At 71.5% G+C, this 20,614-nt stretch carries 16 protein-coding genes and 1 pseudogene; 11 read left to right on the top strand and 6 right to left on the bottom strand.

Going from position 1 to position 20,614, the window contains the following annotated elements:
* The first annotated feature begins 79 nt into the window (after positions 1-79).
* From OG570_RS27250 to OG570_RS27215, 8 genes are all read left to right on the top strand, one after another.
* The gene (locus OG570_RS27250) at positions 80-1,387 is read left to right on the top strand and encodes an amino acid deaminase (protein ID WP_326952054.1); all 1,308 of its coding nucleotides are present in this window, start codon (positions 80-82) and stop codon (positions 1,385-1,387) included.
* Positions 1,387-2,982: an N-acyl-D-amino-acid deacylase family protein gene (locus OG570_RS27245; protein WP_326952052.1), complete on the top strand. Its 1,596-nt coding sequence runs from the start codon at positions 1,387-1,389 to the stop codon at positions 2,980-2,982. Before OG570_RS27250 ends, OG570_RS27245 begins: the two co-directional genes overlap by 1 nt.
* Complete coding sequence (locus OG570_RS27240; RefSeq protein ID WP_247054053.1) at positions 2,979-4,367, top strand: GntP family permease; 1,389 nt, start codon at positions 2,979-2,981, stop codon at positions 4,365-4,367. Before OG570_RS27245 ends, OG570_RS27240 begins: the two co-directional genes overlap by 4 nt.
* Before the next feature lie 78 nt (positions 4,368-4,445).
* A complete protein-coding gene (locus OG570_RS27235; RefSeq protein WP_326952051.1) occupies positions 4,446-5,573 on the top strand; it encodes a lactonase family protein in 1,128 nt (375 codons plus the stop codon).
* A 71-nt stretch (positions 5,574-5,644) separates the two neighbouring features.
* Positions 5,645-6,928 carry an extracellular solute-binding protein gene (locus tag OG570_RS27230; RefSeq protein ID WP_326952050.1) on the top strand — a complete coding sequence of 428 codons (1,284 nt, stop codon included), beginning with the start codon at positions 5,645-5,647 and terminating at the stop codon, positions 6,926-6,928.
* Positions 6,928-7,878: a carbohydrate ABC transporter permease gene (locus tag OG570_RS27225; protein ID WP_326952049.1), complete on the top strand. Its 951-nt coding sequence runs from the start codon at positions 6,928-6,930 to the stop codon at positions 7,876-7,878. Before OG570_RS27230 ends, OG570_RS27225 begins: the two co-directional genes overlap by 1 nt.
* On the top strand, positions 7,869-8,744 hold the full coding sequence (locus OG570_RS27220; RefSeq protein ID WP_326951185.1) for a carbohydrate ABC transporter permease: 876 nt from the start codon (positions 7,869-7,871) through the stop codon (positions 8,742-8,744). Before OG570_RS27225 ends, OG570_RS27220 begins: the two co-directional genes overlap by 10 nt.
* 1 nt (position 8,745) lies before the next feature.
* Positions 8,746-10,116, top strand: coding sequence for a beta-N-acetylhexosaminidase (locus OG570_RS27215; RefSeq protein ID WP_326952048.1), 1,371 nt, complete (start codon positions 8,746-8,748; stop codon positions 10,114-10,116).
* 9 nt (positions 10,117-10,125) lie between these two features.
* Here OG570_RS27215 and OG570_RS27210 read toward each other — a convergent pair whose 3' ends face one another.
* From OG570_RS27210 to OG570_RS27200, 3 genes are all read right to left on the bottom strand, one after another.
* Positions 10,126-10,857 (bottom strand): alpha/beta hydrolase, encoded by a 732-nt coding sequence (locus OG570_RS27210; RefSeq protein ID WP_326952047.1) that lies wholly within the window; start codon positions 10,855-10,857, stop codon positions 10,126-10,128.
* Positions 10,858-11,041: 184 nt separating this feature from the next.
* Positions 11,042-12,799, bottom strand: a complete 1,758-nt coding sequence (locus OG570_RS27205; protein WP_326952046.1) for a M64 family metallopeptidase — start codon at positions 12,797-12,799, stop codon at positions 11,042-11,044.
* 88 nt (positions 12,800-12,887) lie between these two features.
* Entirely contained in the window at positions 12,888-14,207 is a 1,320-nt protein-coding gene (locus OG570_RS27200; RefSeq protein WP_326952045.1) for an amidohydrolase family protein, read from the bottom strand.
* A 79-nt stretch (positions 14,208-14,286) separates the two neighbouring features.
* Here OG570_RS27200 and OG570_RS27195 point away from each other — a divergent pair, with 79 nt between their 5' ends.
* Entirely contained in the window at positions 14,287-14,742 is a 456-nt protein-coding gene (locus tag OG570_RS27195) for a MarR family winged helix-turn-helix transcriptional regulator (protein WP_326951190.1), read from the top strand.
* 21 nt (positions 14,743-14,763) lie between these two features.
* Here OG570_RS27195 and OG570_RS27190 read toward each other — a convergent pair whose 3' ends face one another.
* Positions 14,764-15,432: a response regulator gene (locus OG570_RS27190; RefSeq protein ID WP_326952044.1), complete on the bottom strand. Its 669-nt coding sequence runs from the start codon at positions 15,430-15,432 to the stop codon at positions 14,764-14,766.
* Positions 15,429-17,066: a sensor histidine kinase gene (locus OG570_RS27185; RefSeq protein ID WP_326952043.1), complete on the bottom strand. Its 1,638-nt coding sequence runs from the start codon at positions 17,064-17,066 to the stop codon at positions 15,429-15,431. The genes OG570_RS27190 and OG570_RS27185 overlap by 4 nt, the downstream gene beginning before the upstream one ends.
* Before the next feature lie 91 nt (positions 17,067-17,157).
* Here OG570_RS27185 and OG570_RS27180 point away from each other — a divergent pair, with 91 nt between their 5' ends.
* The gene (locus OG570_RS27180; protein ID WP_326952042.1) at positions 17,158-18,525 is read left to right on the top strand and encodes a cation:dicarboxylate symporter family transporter; all 1,368 of its coding nucleotides are present in this window, start codon (positions 17,158-17,160) and stop codon (positions 18,523-18,525) included.
* A 136-nt stretch (positions 18,526-18,661) separates the two neighbouring features.
* On the opposite strand, the gene OG570_RS27175 is transcribed toward OG570_RS27180, so the two are convergent.
* Entirely contained in the window at positions 18,662-19,063 is a 402-nt protein-coding gene (locus OG570_RS27175) for a winged helix-turn-helix transcriptional regulator (protein WP_326952041.1), read from the bottom strand.
* 105 nt (positions 19,064-19,168) lie between these two features.
* Between OG570_RS27175 and OG570_RS27170 the strand changes: the two are divergent.
* A pseudogene (locus OG570_RS27170) lies at positions 19,169-20,585 on the top strand (DHA2 family efflux MFS transporter permease subunit).
* Positions 20,586-20,614: the final 29 nt, after the last annotated feature.

The following is a 20,614-nucleotide window of genomic DNA, read 5'->3' as shown; positions in this document are numbered from 1 at the left end:
GTGGCGACCCGGATGCTACACCTATGGCACTCAAAATGCGCAACAGTCGTTGCAACATACGCAACCGAGGTCGCCGCCGATGAACACACCCGCCCCTTGCTCGATCGACACCGCCGCGCTCGACGCCCTCCGCCAGGAGCGCGTCGACTGGCGGTTCCGCTCGGCCGCGCCCGCCCTGACCGGGCTCACGCTGGGCGAAGCCGCGGACCGGCGGCTCAACCTGTTCACCGACGGGTTCTTCGCGCCCTTCGTCGTGCTCGACGACGAAGCACTCGAGCACAACCTGCGGACGATGGCCGCCTGGTGCGCCGCCCGCGGCGTCGTCCTCGCCCCGCACGGCAAGACCACGATGGCCCCGCAGCTGTTCGCCCGCCAGATCGAGCACGGCGCCTGGGGCATCACCTGCGCCAACGCCGGGCACCTGCGCATCTACCGCGCGTTCGGCGTCTCGCGGATCCTGCTGGCCAACCAGCTGCTCGACCCGAGCGGCCTGCGCTGGCTGGCCGCCGAGCTGGCCGCCGATCCCTCGTTCGAGTTCATCTGCTGGGTCGACTCGGTCCGCGGCGTCGAGCTGATGACCGAGGCGCTCGAAGGTTCGAGCCGGCCGGTGGACGTCCTGCTCGAGCTGGGCGCCGACGGCGGCCGCACCGGCGTCCGCGACACGGCGACCGCGCTGGCCGTCGCGGAAGCCGTGCACGCCAGCCCGGCGCTGCGGCTGCGCGGCACCGGCGGTTACGAGGGCGCGCTCTCGCACGACACCGACGACGCCGCGCTCGCCAAGATCAGCTCCTACGTGGACGGTCTGCGCGAGCTCGCGATCACCTTCGCGGACAAGAGACTCCTCGACGGCCAGATCATCGTCACCGCCGGCGGCAGCGCCTACTTCGACCAGGTCGCGAACGAGCTCACCAAGCCGTGGCCGGCCGGTCTCGACGTGCTCCCGGTGCTGCGCAGCGGCGCCTACATCACCCACGACGACGGCTTCTACCGCGAGATCTCCCCGCTCGGCGAGCACCCGCGCATCGACGGCGTCGCGTCGTTCCGGCCCGCGCTGCACGCCTGGGCGCAGGTGACGTCGAAGCCGTCGGACACCCTGGCGCTGCTGACCATCGGCAAGCGGGACGCGTCCTTCGACGAAGGCATGCCGGAACCGCAGCTGCGCCGCACCCCGCGCGGCCCCGCGGAGCCGCTCGAAGGCCACGTCATCGCGAAGATGAACGACCAGCACGCCTTCCTCACGCTGCCGGCGGGGTCGCCGGTCGAGGTCGGCGACTGGATCGGGCTCGGCCTCTCGCACCCGTGCACGGTGTTCGACAAGTGGCCGCTCCTGCCGGTGACGGCGGCCGACGGCGAAACCGTCGTCGACCTCGTCCGGACGTGGTTCTGATGGACGTCGTCTTCCGCGGCGCGCTGGTCGCCGACGGCACCGGGGACGCGCTCACGCGCCACGACGTCGGCATCACCGGCGGCCGGATCGCGAGCGTCGCGGAAGCCGGCTCGCTGGCCGGGAACCGGAACATCGACGCCGACGGCCTGGTGCTCGCGCCCGGGTTCATCGACATGCATTCGCACTCCGACCTGCAGCTGCTGGCCAACCCGGACCACCCGGCCAAGATCACCCAGGGCGTCACCACCGAGGTGCTGGGCCAGGACGGGCTGTCCTACGCGCCGGTCGACGACGTCGTCCTCGCGGCGCTGCGCCAGCAGCTCGCGGGCTGGAACGACGACCCGGCGGGCTTCGACTGGAACTGGCGCTCGGTCGGCGAGTACCTCGACCGCCTGGACCAGGGCATCGCGGTCAACGCCGCGTACCTCGTGCCGCAGGGCACCGTACGGATGCTCGCCGTCGGCTGGGACGACCGGCCGGCCACCGACGCCGAGCTGACCCGGATGAAGGAGCTCGTCGCGACCGGCCTGGCCGAGGGCGCGATGGGGATGTCGTCGGGCCTCACCTACACGCCGGGGATGTACGCGGACACCGGCGAGCTGGTCGAGCTGTGCCGCGTGGTCGGCGAGGGTGGCGGCTTCTACAGCCCGCACCACCGCAGCTACGGCAAGGGCGCCCTCGATGCGTTCGCCGAGATGATCGACGTCTCCCGGCGGTCGGGCTGCCCGCTGCACCTGGCCCACGCGACGATGAACTTCTCGGTGAACAAGGGCAAGGCGCCCGACCTGCTGAAGCTGCTGGACGAGGCGCTCGACGACGGCTGCGACGTCACCCTCGACACCTACCCGTACCTGCCGGGCGCGACCTACCTGTCCGCACTGTTGCCCAGCTGGGCCACCGAAGGCGGGCTCGACGCCACCCTGGCCCGGCTGTCCGATGTGGACACCCGGGAGCGGATCCGGGCCGAGATCGAGGAGTCCGGTTCGGACGGCGCGCACGGCGTCCCGATCGACTGGGACGCCATCGAGATCAACGGCGTCCGCAACGACCACAACGCCCACCTGGTGGGGCACAGTGTCGCCGGTTCGGCGCGCGCCGCGGGCAGCGAACCGGCGGCACTGTACTTCGACACGCTGCTCGACGAGCGCCTCGGCACGTCCTGCCTGATGCACGTCGGGCACGAGGAGAACGTCCAGGCGATCATGCGCCACCGGACGCACACCGGCGGCAGCGACGGCCTGCTCGTCGGCGCCCGCCCGCACCCGCGGGCCTGGGGCACGTTCCCCCGTTACCTGGCCCGGTACGTCCGTGAACTGGGCGTGCTGGACCTCGCCGAGTGCGTCGCCCACCTCACCGGGCGGGCCGCGCGGCGGCTGCGGCTGACCGACCGCGGGCTCGTCCGCGCCGGTTACGCCGCGGACCTGGTGCTGTTCGACCCGGACGCGGTCACCGACACCGCGACCTTCGACGACCCGCGGCAGGCCGCCGCGGGCATCACGCACGTGTTCGTCAACGGCGTCGCCGCCCTCGACGACGGCCGTCCCACCGGCGCCCTCGCCGGTGCGTCCCTGCGCAATCCCGGGAGAACCCGATGATCCACTGGCTGCAACACACCACGGGCGGGCTCCTCACCCTCGCCGCCGTCTCGATCGCCCTGCTGTTGCTGCTGATCATCAAGGTCAAGGTCGAGCCGTTCATCGCCCTGATCGTGGTCAGCCTGCTCACCGCGCTGGCCGCCGGCCTGCCCGTCGGCACCCTGGTCGGCACCGCGCAGAAGACGTCGGACTCCTTGCTGGAGAAGGGGTTCGGCAGCATCCTCGGGCACATCACCGCGATCATCGGGCTCGGCACCCTGCTCGGGTCGATCCTGGAGAAGTCCGGCGGCGCCCGCGTGCTGACGTCGTCGCTGCTGCGGGCGTTCGGCGAGAAGCGCGCGCCGCTGGCGATGGGCGTCTCGGGCCTGATCTTCGGCATCCCGGTGTTCTTCGACATCGGCATCTTCGTGCTCGCGCCGCTCGTCTACGCCGCCGCCAAGCAGGGCGGCCGCTCGCTGGTGCTCTACGCCCTGCCGCTGCTGGCCGGCCTGTCGATCACGCACGCGTTCCTGCCGCCGCACCCCGGGCCGGTCGCGGCCGCCGGGCTGCTGCACGTCGACCTCGGCTGGATCATCCTGATGGGGGCCATCTGCGGCATCCCGGCGTGGTTCGTCGGCGGCATCCTGTACTCGACGTGGATCGGCAAGAAGATCGACATCAAGATCCCCGAGGAGTTCGCGGACCTGGGCGGCGCCGACGACGAGCACGAGAACCCGCCGTCGCTCGGCCTGGTCGGCGGCATCATCGCGGTGCCGCTGGTGCTGATCCTGGCGGGCACGTTCGGCAGCATCTGGCTGCCCAAGGGCTCGACGCTGGCCGGGGTGGCCGCGTTCATCGGAACGCCCGCCGTCGCGCTGACCATCGCGGTGCTGCTGGCGTCGTGGCTGCTCGGGCACCGGCGCGGGATCAACGGCAAGCAGCTCGGTGAGCTGTCCGCCGCGGCGCTGCGGCCGGTCGCGATGATCCTGCTGGTCGTCGGCGCGGGCGCGTTCTTCGGCGCGGTGCTCTCGGCCACCGGCATCGGCACCGCCGTCGCCAAGTCGCTGGGGGACGCCGGCCTGCCGGTGATCCTCGCCTCGTACGTGATCAGCTGCGGCATGCGGATCGCCCAGGGATCCGCGACGGTGGCCATCGTGACCACCAGTGGCATCGTCGCGCCGACCGTCGCCGAGCTGCACTACTCCCAGGCGCAGCTGGCGCTCATCGTCGTGGCCATCTCGGCCGGGTCGATCATCGCCTCGCACGTCAACGACGGCGGGTTCTGGATCGTCTCGCGCTACTTCGGGATGACCGTGCCGGAGACGCTGAAGACGTGGACCGCGCTGGAGACCGTGCTTTCGGTGTCGGGCTTCGCGGTCGCCGCACTGGCCATGCTCGTGGTCTAGACCACAGCGGAATTTCCACTACACTGGACCGATACGCCGCCACGTTCGCCGTCACCGATACCCTTGGGAGACACCACGATGGCCGAGCTTTCCCGTCGCACGTTCCTCGGCGCGGCCGGTGCCGCCGGCGCCGCCACCGTCCTGGGCGCGCAGTTCGCGTCCGCCGCCGCGCAGGTCTGCACCGCTGGAGCCACTGTGTACGTCGGCAGTTACACCAGCGGGGCCGACGGCCACGGCCTGGACGTCACGAGCCGTTCCGGCGCCGCGCTGACCCAGGTCCGCACGGTGCCGGGGATCAGCGACACGTCCTGGTTCGGCCGCAGCGCCGACGGCAAGACGCTGTACGTCACCAACGAGGGCGACCCGAACGGGTTCGTCTCGGCGCTGAACATCACCGACATCACGAACCCGAAGCTGCTCAACAAGGTTTCGACGAAGGGCAGCGCGCCGACGCACCTGAGCGTGCACTCGAGCGGGAAGTACGTGCTGGCGGCCAACTACGGCACCGGCAGCGTCGTCGTGCTGCCGATCCTGACGGGCGGGAAGCTCGGCGCGGCCACGGATCTGGCCCAGCACCAGGGATCCGACCGCGCGCCGAACGCGCACCAGGTCGTCAACGACCCGAGCGGGCGCTGGGTGCTCTCGGTCGACCTCGGCGCGGACTCGGTGTACGTCTACTCGCTCGACGTCGCCACCGGGAAGCTTTCGCAGCACCAGCAGCTGAAGCTGCCCACCGGCGCCGGGCCGCGGCACCTGGCGTTCGACCCCACCGGGAAGTTCGCCTACATCGTGCAGGAGCTGCGGCCCGAGATCACGGTGGCGAGCTGGGACGCCGCGGCAGGCACGCTCAAGGCGCTGTCGGTCGTCCCGGCCGTGCCGGCGGGCAGCACCGGCGACCTGTACCCGGGCGAGATCGTCGTTTCGCGCGACGGGAAGTTCGTCTACGCCACCGTGCGCGGGCCCAACACCCTGGCCACGTTCGCCGTCTCCGGCGGCGGTGCCACGCTCAAGCTGGTGTCCACTGTGTCCAGTGGCGGCAACTGGCCGCGGCACGTGTCCCTCGATCCCGCCGAGGCCTGGTTCTACGTCGCGAACCAGCGCTCCGGCACCGTCACCTGGCTGCCGCGCGACCCGGCCACCGGCCTGCCCGGCGCGGTCGCCGGCAGCCTGGCCGTCGGCAGCGTCAACTCCACTTACTTCGTCTGAGCACCGGTCGTGAGTGCGTAACAGTGTTCTAACACTGTTACGCACTCACGACCTCCCACTGGAGGGACCCCATGAGACTGCGCCGCACCCTGCCCGTCGTCGCCGGCCTCGCGTTGCTGGCCGGCTGCGCCCCCACCCAGTCCGCGCCCGCGGGCGCCGGCGCGGACGACAAGACCGGCACCGTCCGGGTCTGGCTGTTCGACGAAGCCAGCCGCGCGCCGAAGGAAGCGGCGGTCAAGGACGCGATCGCCGAGTTCAAGGCCGCGCACCAAGGCGTCGAGGTCGACGTCCAGTGGGTGCCGGTCGAAGGCCGCGCCGACAAGTTCTCCGGCGCCTTCAACGACCCGGCCAACGCGCCGGACGTCGCCGAGTTCGGCAACACCGACGTCTCCAACTACGCCGCCACCGGCGCGCTCGCCGACCTGACCGGCGACCTCGCGTCGTGGAGCGAGGGCAAGGACCTCATCCCGACCGTCGTGGACACGGCGAAGTCCGGCGGCAAGACCTACGGCCTGCCCTGGTACACCGGCGTCCGCGCGTTGTACTACCGCACCGACGTCTTCACCGAGCTGGGCCTCAAGCCGCCGACGACGCTCGCCGAGCTCACCGACGACGCCCGCAGGGTCCGCGCGGCGAAGCCGGACCTCTACGGCATCTCCGTCGGCGGCAAGTACACCTACGCGATGCTGCCGTTCCTCTGGGCCAACGGCGGTGAGCTGGCGCAGGAGAGCGACGGCAAGTGGAAGTCGACGGTCACCGGTGAGCAGGCCAAGTCCGGCGTCACCCAGTACGCGGACCTGCTCAAGGACGACATCTGCCCGCCCGCGCAGTGCGCGAACCTGACCGGCACGCAGAGCGTCACGGCGTTCGCGGGTGGCAAGGCCGGGATGACCGTCGGCGGCGACTTCAACCGCAAGGCCGTCGACCAGGGCGCGGTGAAGGGCAAGTACGCCGTCGTGCCGATCCCGGGCACCACGGCGGGCAGCGTCGCCCCGGCGTTCGCCGGCGGCAACCTGCTGGGCGTGTTCAACGCGAGCAAGCACCGCGGCCTGGCCCTGGAGTTCATCGAGCTGCTCGGCGGCGCGAAGTACCAGGAGAAGATGTACACGGCGATGGGCAACCTGCCGACGCTGAGCTCGGTGCAGCAGAAGCTCGCCGCGAACGACCCGTTCCTCAAGCCGTTCGTCGACACCCTCAAGGCGGGTACGAAGTTCGTCCCGGCGACGCCGGCGTGGTCCAAGATCGACAGCCAGAACGTGCTGCCGACCGCCGTGCAGCAGATCGCCACCGGCGGCAAGGACCCGGCCGCCGCGCTGACCGACGCCGCCGCCGCGATGGACAAGGCCTTCGGGTAGTGGTCGCCCAGCAAACCCGTCCGGTTGTCGCGGCGCCCACCAAGGCGCCGCGACGGCGGCGGCGGGACGGCCGGGCCGCGATCCTGTACCTGCTGCCCGCGGGCATCCTGCTCGCCGCGCTGCTCGCGTACCCGATCTACGAGCTGGTCCTGATCTCGTTCTACGACTACGGCCAGCCGCAGGCCGCGGGCAACGCGCCGTTGGTGTTCCTCGGCTTCGCGAACTACGCCGACCTGCTCTCGCAGGTGCAGTTCTGGACGGTGCTCGGCAACACGGTCGGGTTCGCCGCGGCCTGCGTGCTCGGCAGCCTGCTGGTCGGCACCGGGCTCGCCGTCCTGGCGAGCCGGGTGCGCGCGCTCCCCCGGATGCTGCTGTTCCTCGCCGCGCTCGGCGCGTGGTCGACCCCGGCGATGGCCGGCTCCTACGTCTGGCTGTTCCTCTTCGACACCGACTTCGGGCTGGTCAACGAGGTGCTCTCGGGGATCGGGCTGCCGTTCGAGCACCACTCCTGGACGTTCGGCACGATCGGTGCGTTCGGCCTGGTCGCCGCCGAGGTCGTCTGGTGCTCGTTCCCGTTCGTCATGGTGACGATGTACGCCGGGATCAAGGGCATCCCGGACGAGGTCCTGGAGGCCGCGTCGCTCGACGGCGCGTCGGCCTGGCGCTCGACGTGGGCGATCGTCCTGCCGATGGTGCGGCCGCTGCTGGTGATCGCGACCGTCCAGTCGATCATCTGGGACTTCAAGGTGTTCACCCAGATCTACGTGATGACCAACGGCGGTGGCGTGGCCGGGCGCAACCTGGTCCTCAACGTCTACGCCTACCAACAGGCCTTCGCCGGGCAGGAATACGGCCTCGGCTCGGCGATCGGAGTCGTCATGACGCTGTTGCTGCTGTCCGTCACCGGGCTCTACGTCCGCTCGCAGCGCCGGAGCGCGGCATGGCTGTGATCACGAGCCGGCGCGTCCGCCGCGTCCGCCGTCCGGGCCGGCTGATCGCCGAGATCGTCACGGTCGTGATCGCCGGGATCGTCGCGTTCCCGCTGTACTGGATGCTGCTCTCGGCGTTCAAGCCACCGGGCGAGATCCAGTCGGCGAACCCGAAACCGTGGACGTTCAGCCCGTCGTTCGACAGCTTCCAGCGCGTGCTCACGGTGTCCGGCTTCGGGCGGTTCTTCCTGAACAGCCTGGTGGTGGCCCTGGTCGTCGTGGTGCTGTCGCTGCTGCTGTCGTTCCTCTCGGCCGTCGCGCTGACGCGGTTCTCGTTCAAGGGCCGGACCGTGCTGCTGGTGATGATCCTGGTCGCGCAGATGGTGCCGGTGGAGGCGCTGACCATCCCGTTGTTCTTCCTGATGCGCCAGATCGGCGGCGTGGCCCCGGCGTTCGGGCTCAACGAGCTGGGTTCGCTGGTGCTGGTCCACCTGGCCTTCAGCCTGCCGTTCGCGATCTGGATGCTGCGCGGGTTCGTCGCGGCGGTGCCGGTGGAGCTGGAGGAGGCGGCCAAGCTCGACGGCGCGTCCCGGATGCGGTTCACCTGGCAGATCCTGTTCCCGCTGGTCGCGCCCGGGCTGGTCGCGGTGAGCGTGCTGGCGTTCATCCACGCGTGGAACGACTTCCTCTTCGCCAAGACGTTCATCATCTCCAAGACCGAGAACCAGACGCTGCCGCAGGCGATCCTGGTGTTTTTCAAGCCGGAGGACACCGACTGGGGCGCGGTGATGGCGTCCTCGACGCTGATGACCGTGCCGGTGCTGGTGTTCTTCGTCCTCGTCCAACGACGGCTGGTGTCCGGCATGGCCGGCGCCGTGAAGGGCTGACATGTCTTTTGCCACCTTGCTCCCCCGCCCGGTTTCGGTGACGCCCGCCGCGGGTTCGTGCCCGTGGCCCGCGCCGGTCGAGGTGCGGCCCGCGGACCTGCCCGCCGAGGGCTACCGGCTGGAGATCTCGCCGGACGGCGTCGTGTTGTCCTGCGGTGACGCGGCCGGGGAGGTCTACGGGCGGCAGACGTTGCGCCAGCTCGTGGGACCGGACGCGTTCCGCGCGGCTTCGCTCGGCCGGGAACTCTCGATCCCGTGCGGGGTGGTCGAGGACCACCCGCGCTTCGGCTGGCGCGGCTGCCTGCTCGACGTCGCCCGGCACTTCCGCACCAAGGCCGAGGTGCTGCGGTTCGTCGACCTGCTGGCCGCACACAAGCTGAACGTGCTGAACCTGCACCTGACCGACGACCAGGGCTGGCGCTTCGAGGTCCCCGGCTTCCCCAAGCTGACGTCGGTGGGCGGCTGGCGGCCGTCGTCGATGGCGGGCAGCGGGGGTGCGCAGGACGGCCGGCCGCACGGCGGTTTCTACACCGGCGACGACCTGCGGGAGATCGTGGCTTACGCCGCCGAACGGGCGATCACCGTGGTCCCGGAGATCGACATCCCCGGCCACGCCCGTGCGGCGCTGGCGGCGTACCCGGAGCTGGGCACCGAGGCGTCCTACGAGATCTGGACCGCTTGGGGCATCAGCACTTCACTGCTCGATCCGTCCGAGTCCACTTTGGACTTCTTCCGCACGGTGTTCGACCACCTGCTGGAGATCTTCCCGTCCCCGGTGATCGCGCTGGGCGGCGACGAGACGCCGGGCGCGACCGACGAGCACCGCAAGTTCGTCCGGCTGCTGGCCGAGCACCTGGTGGCCCGCGGCCGGACACCGATGGGCTGGGACGAGGTCCTCGACATCGGCGGCCTGCCCCCGATGGTGATCGGCTCCTGGCAGAACGAGACCGCGGGACAGCAGGCCGCCGCGGCCGGGCACGACGTCGTCATGTGCCCCGAGCAGCACGTGTACCTGGACCACCGCCAGTCCGCGCACCCGGACGAGCCGATCCCGGTCGGCATGGTGCACACGCTGGAGGACGTCTACGCCTACGAACCGGCGTTGAGCGGACCGCGCTTGCGGGGCGTGCAGGCGCAGGTGTGGAGCGAGCACCTCGACAGCGTCCGGCGGGTCGACTACATGGCTTTCCCACGGCTGTCGGCGTTCGCCGAGGTGGCGTGGAGCAGCGGGCCGCGCGACTGCGCCGAGTTCCTGCCGCGGCTGCGGGACCACCACCTGCCGCGGCTGGACGCACTCGGCGTCGAGTACCGGCCGCTCGACGGGCCACAGCCGTGGCAGACCCGGCCGGGAGTGCCGGGCCGGCCACGCTGAACCGCCGCCTTACCTCAGGTGCCGGCCGAAGAACCGGTTCCCGTCGTCGCCCTCGAACGCCGGAATGCCGGTGTGTCCGCCCATGTTGGCGTGCAACGTCTTCTCCTTCGAACCGAAGGCGTCGAACACGTCCAGGGCGAGCTGCCGGTCGTTGCCTTCGTCGTCCCACTGCAGCAGGACCAGCAGCGGGATGGTGACCTGCCGGGCCTCCTCGACCATGCTGCGCGGCACGTAACTCCCGGCGAACAGCCCCGCGGCCACGATGCGCGGCTCGACCACCGCCAGCCGGATGGCGATCGCGAGCACCCCGCCCGAGAACCCGACCGGCCCGCCGATCCCGGGCTGGGCGAGCAGGGCGTCCAGGGTGGTCCGCCATTCCGGGACCGCCCGCTCGACCAGCGGGAGGATCAGCCGGTCGACGATGTCGCCGGTGACCGGCTCACCGGCCCCCAGCGCCCGCTGCAGGTCGGCGCGGGCCTCGTCGACGGCGGCGAACCGGGGCCGGTCACCGCTGCCGGGCAGCTCGATGGTGGCCGCGGCGTAGCCTGCCGCCACGGCGGCCCGGGCCCGGGCCGCCAGCCGGGGGTACATCCTGCGCAGGCCGCCGGGGTGGCCGAGCAGGATCAGCGGAGTCGGCGCGGCCGTGGTTTCGGGCGTCCACAGGATGCCGGGGATCTCGCCGAGGGTGAACTCGCGCTCGAGGACGCCGTCGTCGAGGCGTTGTTCTGAGGTGAAGTGCATGGTCGTGCCTTTCGGGAGTGCGCTGAACGGCGCTCCTCAGGCGACCTATCGCCCGGCCGTGACCCTGGAGGGGAGCACCCATGTCGTAACTGCGGTCACGGGTACCACCTCCTCGTTCTCTGGCACGGCTGCCGGGACGGTAGCAGTGGCCGCCTTGGATCGCCAACGGGTTTACGCACGCGCGTCACGGCAGCAGCGTGACCGTGAACGACTTCGTCGGGCCGACGTTGCCTGCCGCGTCGGTCGAGCGGTACTCGATGCGGTGACGGCCGTAGCCCGGGGTGCGGGGCGCGAACGGCGACACCGTCAGCCCGCCCGGGCCGAGGTTGCCGTACGCCAGGCCGTCGATCTCCGTTCCCCGCGGGGTGAACAGGAACGGCGCGTCCGGGTCCGTCGGCCAGCCGTAGTACTTGTGCCAGCCGTCGCCGTCCACGCGGAACTCCGGCATACCGTCGGACGCCGTCAGGCGCATCGTGAACGAGCCGTGGAAGACGTGGTCCTCGCCCGCCGGCAGCTCGGCCGTCGTCGTCGGGCCGGACGCGTCCACCGCCCAGGTCAGGGTCGTGCCGCCGGTGGTCGCGGTGAGGGTGTGCGCGCCGCGGGACTCGCCGAGGGCGAAGTCGGGGCCGCTCGCGACCGGACGACCGTCGAGCTTCCAGCGCACGGACGGGATCGAGCCGGTCGGCTCACCCGTTTCGACGTAGACGACGTCGTGCCCGCCGACCGGCTGCGACGTCGGCGTCGACCCGACGACCGCGGGGCCGCCGGACGGCGCGGTGGTCACCGTCGTGTCGACAGTCCACGTGCGCGTCGCCGTCGGCCGGGCCGCCGGGTCCCGGACGAACGGCGTCGGGTCGGTCACCTTCGCCGTCAGCGTGTGCTTGCCCGGCGAAACGCGAACCTGCCGCAGATCGAGCGCGTCGGAGCCACGCACCGGACGGCCGTCGAGGGTCCAGGTGACGTCGAGGCGGTGACCGACCGGGTGCATGGTCCGGATCCACACGACGCGGTCGGCGCCGATCGTCCCGGCCGGGGTGCCGTCGCCCAGCAGCGGCACCTTCGCGGAGATCCGCTGCGTCATCCGCTCGCGGCCGACCTGGTCGTAGGCGTAACCGAGGGTCTTCATCATCGAGTGCGCACTGGGCCGCCACACGCCGGTCTGGGTGTAGAGCCCGCCTTCGTAACGCCCGATCGTGCCGCCGGACTCGCTGGGCTCGCCGAGCCAGCGGTACCACTTCGCGTGCTGCTCACGCAGCTGCTGCTCGGTCAGCGTGGTGTGGTGGATCGACGCCGGCTCGCCGCCTTCGTACGCCCCGCCCGGGACACCGCGCGCGTAGTAGTCGTACTCGTCGTCGAGGCCGCCGAGCGAGTGGCCCAGTTCGTGCGGCGAGATGAGCGCCGACAGCGCGTTGCCGCCCGACGCCGTCGCGTAGGTGCCGCCCGCGCCGCCGTAGGTGGTGCTGTTGCCCAGCGCGAGGATCTGCCGGTTGGCCTTGGTCGTGCCGGGCACGAGGTCGGCGTAGCGCTGGGCGGCCGCGTCGTCGACGGTCAGCAGCCGCTGCACGCTCCCGGCGTCACAACCGCCCCAGAACCCCATGTTCAACGGCGTGTTCCGCCGCGGCGCGTCCAGCCCGGGGTCACAGTCCACACCGGACTCGGGCGAGGCGATCGACACGGCGTAGACGTTGAAGTAGCTGCGGTAGGACTTGAACGGCTCGAGCGACCAGAGCGTGTTCATGTGCCGTGCGACGTCGGCCTGGAACTTCGGCTGCTCGGCCGCGGTGTAGCCGTCGCCGAGGACGACGAGGTTGAACCGCTGCGCGACCGGCCCGGTCACCTGGACGTCGGTGACGGTGCCCGCGGGTTCCCCGGCGTACGCCGGGGTAGCGACCCCCGCTACCAGCAGCAGCACCGCAGCGACGAGACCGGCCCAGTTCCGCATGCGGCTTTCCCCTTCATCGGCAGGTTCCCGTTGTACCGCAATGCTTTCCCCACCGGAACCCCCGGAAGTCGGACCACGGTATAGGGCGTTATACGGGAAGCCACGATCCGTCGAGGGGAATGCCGGCGGCCGCGGCGATCCGGGCGCGGGAGCGCAACGCGCGTTCTCGCAGCTCCTCGAGGTCGACGCCGACCAGCGCGCCGCCGCGTTTGACGACTTCGCCGGCGACGAGCACGGTGTCGACGAGCCCCGGATGTCCGGCGGACAGGATCGCGCCCGCCGGGTGGTTGACCGGGAAGAGCGTCAGGTCGTCGGCGCGCAGCAGCACGAGGTCGGCCTGCTTGCCCGGGGTGATGCTGCCGGTCCGGTCGCCGAGCCCGAGGGCGCGGGCGCCGTCGACGGTGGCGAACTCCAGCACGTCACGGCTGGTCAGTGACGGCGGCCGGCCGTGCGCGGTGTCGAGGCCGCGCTGCACGCCGAGCGCGGTGCGCATGGCCGAGAACATGTCGCCGCCGGCCGTGGGGCAGTTGTCGACCGACAGCGTCGGGCGGATGCCCGCGGCGAGCACGCGGCCGGTTTCCGGCCAGCCGAGGCCCATCTTCAGCTCGACGTCGGGGCTGATCGACACCGAGGAGCCCGCGTCGGCCAGCATCGCCAGCTCGTCGTCGTCCAGGCCGTTGCCGTGCACGATCGTCGTCCGGTCGTCGAGCAGCCCGTGCTCCCCCATCGCCGCGATCGGCCGGCGGCCCGTCGTCGCCCCGGCGCGGACGTGCGCGTGGACGCTGACCCGCAGCCCGAGGTCGCGGGCCGCGGCGACGTCGGCGGCCGTGGTCTCGATGGTGGTCCGCTGCGGGCCGCGCAGGCCGGCCGCCATCGTCACGAGCCCGTCGTCGTCGGGGCACCGGTCGCGCATCCGGGCGAGTTCGGCGGCGACCGGACCGTCGGTGGCGATGCCCGCGCCGTAACAGAAAACGCTCCGCCCGGGCGCCTGGCGAAGGGCGTCGAGCGCCGCGTCGCCGTGGGCCGGGGTGTCGGTGCAGTGGCACCAGTCCAGCACCGTGGTGACGCCCGAGTGCAGCGCCTCGAGCCGGCCGAGCAGCGTGCCGACGAGCACGTCCTCGGGCCGGTAGAGCGGCCGCAGCAAGCCGTGCATCGCCGGGCCGTACCGGGCGAACGTCCAGTCGGCGGCGAGCCCGCGGAACACCGCCTGCCAGGTGTGCCGGTGGGTGTCGACAAAACCGGGCAGCACCAGCATGCCGGTCGCGTCGAGCACGTCCGCGCCCGGCGCGTCGACCCGCTCGGCGACGGCGCTGATCCGGCCGTCCTCGACGAGCACGTCCCCGCGCGGCAGGTCGCCGATCGCCGGGTCGACGCTGATGACCGTGCCGCCGCGCACCAGAGTTCCCATGATTCCCCTTTGCTCAGTTGACACATCAACTGTAGGTCGACTCCAGTTGACACGTCAACTCTCGGGTACGCTTCGCGCCATGACGGAGACTCCGGAGCTGACCCCCGACGAGTGGGAGTTCTGGCACTCCTGGACGCAGGCTCAGCGCCTGCTCACCCGGGAGCTCGACCGTGGCCTGCAACGCGACTCCGGCATTTCGAAGGCCGAGTTCAGCGTGCTGCTGACCCTGCAGCGCGCACCCGGCCACGAACTGCGCGTCAGCGAACTCTGCGCGTCCCTCGACTGGGAGAAGAGCCGCGTCTCGCACCAGCTGACCCGGATGGAGAACCGCGGTTTCGTGGCACGCACGGAGTCCGGGACCGGCGGCCGCCGCACGCGGGTCGGGCTGACCGCCGAAGGCGACCGCGCCGCACGGGACGCCGTCGCCGGGCACGCCGGCAACATCCGCCGCTACTTCCTCGACACGCTCACCCCCGGCCAGGCCGCGGCCATCCGGGCCTGGAGCGAGCAGCTGACCGGCCGCCTGGAGCCGTGACGCGCCGGTGCCGTGACGCCGTCACGCGCCGGTCAGGCGGTACCAGACCTCGGGCCGGCCGACCTGGCCGTAGTGCGGCTCGCGGTGGGCCATTCCGTTGTCCGCCAAGTACTCCAGGTACCGGCGGGCCGTGACGCGGGACGCGCCGATCGCGGCCGCCGCCGCGCCCGCCGACAGGCCGTCCGCCGCCCCGCCCAGCGCGTCGGTGATCGCTTCCAGCGTCTGGACGCTCATGCCCTTCGGCAGCGGCGGTTGCTCGGTCGTGCGCAGCGTGCCCAGGGCGCGGTCGATCTCGGCCTGGCCGGACACCTCGCCGGAGGCGTCCCGGAATTCGGCGTAGCGCTCCAGTTTTTCGCGCAGGGTGGCGAAGGTGAACGGCTTGAGGAGGTACTGCACGACACCGACCGACACCGCGGCCTTCACCAGCGCGAGGTCGCGCGCCGACGTCACGGCGATGACGTCGATCGGCAGCCCGGCCGCGCGCAGCGAGCGGCAGACCGCCAGGCCGTGGGTGTCCGGCAGGTAGAAGTCCAGCAGCACCAGGTCGACCGGCTCGCGTTCGCAGAACCGCAACGCGTCGCCACCGGAGTGGACCACGCCCGCCACGGAGAACCCCGCGAGCCGTTCGACGTACACGCGGTGCGCCTCGGCGGCCACCGGTTCGTCCTCCACCACCAGCACCCGGATCACCGGCCGGCCTCCTGCCGCGGCAGGCGCACGGTGAACACCGCGCCGCCGTCCCGCCCGACGTCGACCGTACCGCCGTAGCGGCGCACCGCCTGCCCGACGAGCGCGAGCCCGAGGCCGTGTCCTTCCCCGGCCTTCGTCGACCAGCCGCGGCGGAAGACGTCGGCGTCGTCGGGGACCCCCGGGCCGGTGTCGGCGACGCGCAGCAGCAGCTCGTCGGCGTCGGACCGGGCGGTGACGACGACCGCCGGCCGGCCGCCGCCGTGCACCGCGGCGTCGATGCCGTTGTCGATCAGGTTGCCGAGGATGGTGACGAGGTCGCGCGCGGCGACGCCGTGGGTCGCGTCGTCGATCATCGTGTCCGGCGTGATCGTCAGCTCCACTCCGCGTTCGCTCGCCTCGGCCGCCTTCCCCAGCAGCAGCGCGGCGAGCACCGGTTCGGCGACGGCGCCGACGACGCGGTCGGTCAGTTCCTGGGCGAGCGCGAGCTCGGCCGTCGCGAACTCGACGGCCTGCTCGGGTTTGCCGATCTCCACCAGGGAAACCACGGTGTGCAGCCGGTTCGCGGCCTCGTGCGCCTGCGACCGCAACGCTTCCGCGAGACCGCGGGCGGTGGTCAGCTCCCCGGTCAGCGACTGCAGTTCGGTGTGGTCGCGCAGGACCACGACGGTGCCCTGCGCCCGGCCGCCCGCGCGGACGGCGGTCGTGCTGACCAGCAGCACGCGCGCGTCGGTCAGGTGCAGTTCCTCGGCGCGGGTCTCGGCCGAACCGAACGCCGTCACCAGCTCGGCGGGCAGGCCCAGCGCGCCCAGTTCCCGGCCGACCGGGTCGGCGTCGAGTCCGAGCAGGACACGCGCGCCGTCGTTGCAGAGCCCGACCTTCCCGTCGCGGCCGACCAGCAGCACCCCTTCGCGGACCGAATGCAGCACGGCTTCGTGGTACTCGAACAGGTTGCTCAGCTCGTCCGGTGCGATCCCGCGCGTCTGACGGCGGAGCCGGGCGCTGATCAGCCAGCCGCCGAACGCGCCCACCAGCAGCACCGAACCCGCGACGCCGAACAGCGGCCAGAGCCGTTCGCGCAGCTCGGCCGAGATCGCCGCGACGGTGATCCCGACGGCGACCAGCGCGATCACCCGCTGACCCGCGCCGAACACCGGGACGACCGTGCGGATCGACGGGCCGAGGGAGCCGGTGTAGGTCTCGGTGAGCGGCTGCCCGCGCTGCGCCAGCGCGATGTTCCCGATGTAGTGCTGCCCGATCAGGGCCGGATTCGGGTGGGTGAAGCGGATCCCGGCCGGGCTCATGATCGTGATGAAGTCGACGCCGGTGTCGGCCTGCACGCGCACCGCGAACGGCTGCAGCGTGGCGCTCGGGTCCGGCGCGTCCACCGCGGCGATGACGGACGGCGCGTCGGCCACCGTCGAGGCGACGGCGCGCACCTGGTCCTTGGCGTTCTGGTCGGTCGCCCGCGACGCGTCGAGGTAGGCGAACGTGATCCCGGCGCCCGCGAGCACGCAGAGCACCACCAGCTGCAGCACGAGCAGCTGGCGCGCCAGGCTCCAGCGGGACGACGTCGGGGACACCTCCTCATACCAGCACACCGGGGCCCGGGTGTCCGAACGGGACGGTGCGATCATCGCGCGAACTCAATGAACACAAGTGAGCCGGGTCACCTCGGTGCGCCTACAGTGTGCCGCAACCTGGAACACCCCTGAGCTGGAGGCAACGGTGCCGACCCCACCGACAACCGAGGAGACCCCGCGCAAGCGGGACAAGACCCACTACCTGTACCTGGCCGTGATCGTCGCGGTGGCCCTCGGGATCCTGGTGGGTTTCCTCTTCCCCGGCTTCGCCAAGGGCCTCAAGCCCCTCGGTGACGGCTTCGTCAACCTGATCAAGATGATGATCACGCCGATCATCTTCTGCACCATCGTCATCGGCGTCGGCTCGGTCGCGAAGGCGGCCAAGGTCGGCAAAGTCGGTCTGATGGCGCTGTTCTACTTCATCATCATGTCGACCTTCGCCCTGGCGATCGGCCTGGTCGTCGGCAACATCCTGCACCCGGGCACCGGCCTGCACCTCAACCCGGCCGATGTGAAGAGCGTCCAGAAGTCCGCCACCGGCGCCGAAGGCCCGGTCGACTTCCTGCTCGGCATCATCCCGAAGACCTTCGTCTCCGCCTTCACCGACGGCGAAGTCCTGCAGGCCCTGCTGGTCGCGCTGTTCGTCGGGTTCGCGCTGCAGAAGCTGGGCCCCAAGGGCGCCCCGATCCTGCGCGGCATCGAGCACATCCAGCGGCTGGTCTTCCGTGTCCTGTCCATGATCATGTGGGCCGCCCCGATCGGCGCGTTCGGCGCCATCGCCGCGGTGGTCGGCGCGACCGGCTGGGCCGCGTTGAAGAGCCTCGCCGTGATCATGATCGGCTTCTACGCCACCTGCCTGATCTTCGTGTTCGTGATCCTCGGGATCGTGCTGTGGCTCGGCGCCCGGGTGTTCATCTGGAACCTGCTGCGCTACCTCGGCCGCGAGTTCCTGCTGATCCTCTCGACGTCGTCCTCGGAGTCGGCGCTGCCGCGGCTGATCGCGAAGATGGAGCACGTCGGCGTCAGCAAGTCGGTCGTCGGCATCACGGTCCCGACGGGCTACTCGTTCAACCTGGACGGCACGGCGATCTACCTGACCATGGCGACGCTGTTCATCGCCGCCGCGCAGGACGAGCCGCTCTCGATCGGTTCGCAGATCGGCCTGCTGGCGTTCATGATCATCGCGTCGAAGGGCGCTGCGGGCGTCAGTGGCTCGGGCATCGCGACGCTGGCGTCCGGCCTGCAGTCGCACCGGCCGGAACTGGTCAACGGCGTCGGCTTCATCCTCGGCATCGACCGGTTCATGTCGGAGGCCCGCGCGCTGACGAACTTCGCCGGCAACGCCGTCGCGACCGTCCTCATCGGAAACTGGACGAAGGAGTTCGACCGGGAGAAGGCCGAGCGGGTCTTCGCCGGGCAGGAACCCTTCGACGAGGCGACCATGCTCGACGACCACAGCCACGCGGCCGGCACCGACGACCTGGACGACGCGGCCAAGCAACCCGCGAAGTAACCCACCACGTTCGTGCTCACGCCCCCGCTGAGCACGAGCCACGCGGGCCGCGGTGCGAGTTCCCCGACTTCGCACCGCGGCCCGTTTCCACGTCTTCAGGGCGGCACTTTCACGTGAAAGTGCCGCCTCCGGCGTCTCAGCAGGCGGCGTGGCCGTCGTAGACGACGCGGGCGGCGGCGATCGACTCGCGGTGCCGCTCCGCCCAGCCGAGCAGGCCGCTCAGGGACTGGTACAGCTCCTTCGCCATCGGCGTGGCCTCGTACTCCACGCGCGGCGGGACCGTCGGGTAGACCGTGCGCACCAGCAGGCCGTCACGCTCCAGGTTGCGCAGGGTCAGCGTCAGCATCCGGCGGCTGATGCCCTCGACCGCGCGCTCCAGCTCGGTGAACCGCACCGGGCCGCGCATGGCCTCCAGCAGGATGCCGATCGGCCACTTCCCGCTGACCCGGTTGATGACCTCGAGCAGCGTGCAGGCCTCGAGTTTCGCCGGGTCCACCTCCGCTGCCTGGACAGGTACACCGATGTTCCCCTGGGACATGGAAGTGCCTCCTTCACGGCGTCCCCATGGTCACACATGATGGGCACTGTTACAAGAAGTGCCCTGGAGACGACCAGGGGAAACGCTCGACTGGAGGGGCCTGCCATGGCCGAGAACCGTCCCACCCGATCCCGCGGCCTCGCCTTGGCGGTGCTGTGCGCCGCGTCGCTGATGGTCGTGCTAGACAGCAGCATCGTCGCGGTGGCGCTGCCCGCGATCCAGGCCGACCTCGGCTTCACCGCCGCCGGGCTCGCCTGGGTCGTCACCGCCTACCTGGTCGCCTTCGGCGGCCTGCTCCTGCTCCGGCCGGCTCGGCGACCTGCTCGGCCGCCGCCGGGTCTTCCTCGGCGGCCTGGGCCTGTTCACGGCGGCGTCGCTGGCCGCCGGCCTCGCCGGGAATCCGACCGTCCTGGTCGTGTCGCGGTTCGTACAGGGCGTCGGCGGCGCGCTGGCGTCGGCCGTGGTGCTCGGGATGATCGTCACGATGTACCCGGAGACGCGGGCCCGGGCGAAGGCGATCGGCGTCTACAGCTTCACGCAGGCCGCGGGCGCGTCGATCGGGCTCATCGCGGGCGGCGCGCTGACCCAGGCGCTGAGCTGGCACTGGACGTTCTACGTCAACCTGCCGATCGGCGCCGTCGCACTGGTGCTGGCCGTCCAGGTGGTCGAAGCGGACCGCGGCACCGGCCTACGGGCGGGCCTGGACGCGCTCGGCGCCGTCCTGGTCACCGCCGCCGTGATGCTCGGCGTCTACGGGATCACGGGCTACAACCGGATCGCCCTGGGTGCCGCCGTCGTCCTGCTCGCCGGATTCGTGGTGCGGCAGGCGAAGGCGCGCACGCCGCTGCTGCCGTTGCGGCTGTTCCGCAGCCGCGCGGTCACCGGCGCCAACCTGGTGATGGTCCTGATGGTCGCCGGGATGCTCGGCTTCCAGTTCGTCACCGCGCTGTACCTGCAGCAGGTGCTCGGCCTCGACGCGCTGCGCACCGGCGTCGCGTTCCTGCCGGTGCCGGTCGTGATCGCCATCGCGTCGCTCGGCTTCGCGGGCCGGCTCGCGGAGCGGTTCGGGCCGCGCACGGTGCTGCTGTCCGGTCTGGGCCTGGTGATCGCCGGCCTGCTGCTGCTCACCCGGGTTTCGGTGCGGGGTGACTACTTCACCGACGTCCTGCCGCCGTTGCTGGTGATGGGCCTCGGCGCCGGCGTGGCGATCCCCGCGTTGATGGGCCTGGCGATGTCGGGTGCCGCGCCGGAGGATTCGGGAGTGGCGTCCGGGCTGATCAACACCACGCAGCAAGTGGGGGCGGCGATCGGCACCGCGGTGCTGGCCACGGTGGCCGCGTCCCGCACAGCGAGCCTGGGTGCGGTGGACCACCGCGAGGCGCTGGCGTCGGGCTTCCGGCTGGCCTACGGCACGAGCGCGGGGTTCCTGGTCGCGGCGATCGCGCTCGGGGCGGCGGTACTGGCCCGCCGTCCACACCGGAGCGCCACCGAGCCGGAGGTGTGCGTCGCCGGTTCCGCGTGATCGGGGCGCGTTATCGGGGCGACGACCCG

The organism is Amycolatopsis sp. NBC_01286 (assembly GCF_035982555.1).
GTDB lineage: Bacteria > Actinomycetota > Actinomycetes > Mycobacteriales > Pseudonocardiaceae > Amycolatopsis.
Note: the sequence above shows the minus strand (reverse complement) of the source record. Positions and strands in the feature narration are given on the sequence as shown.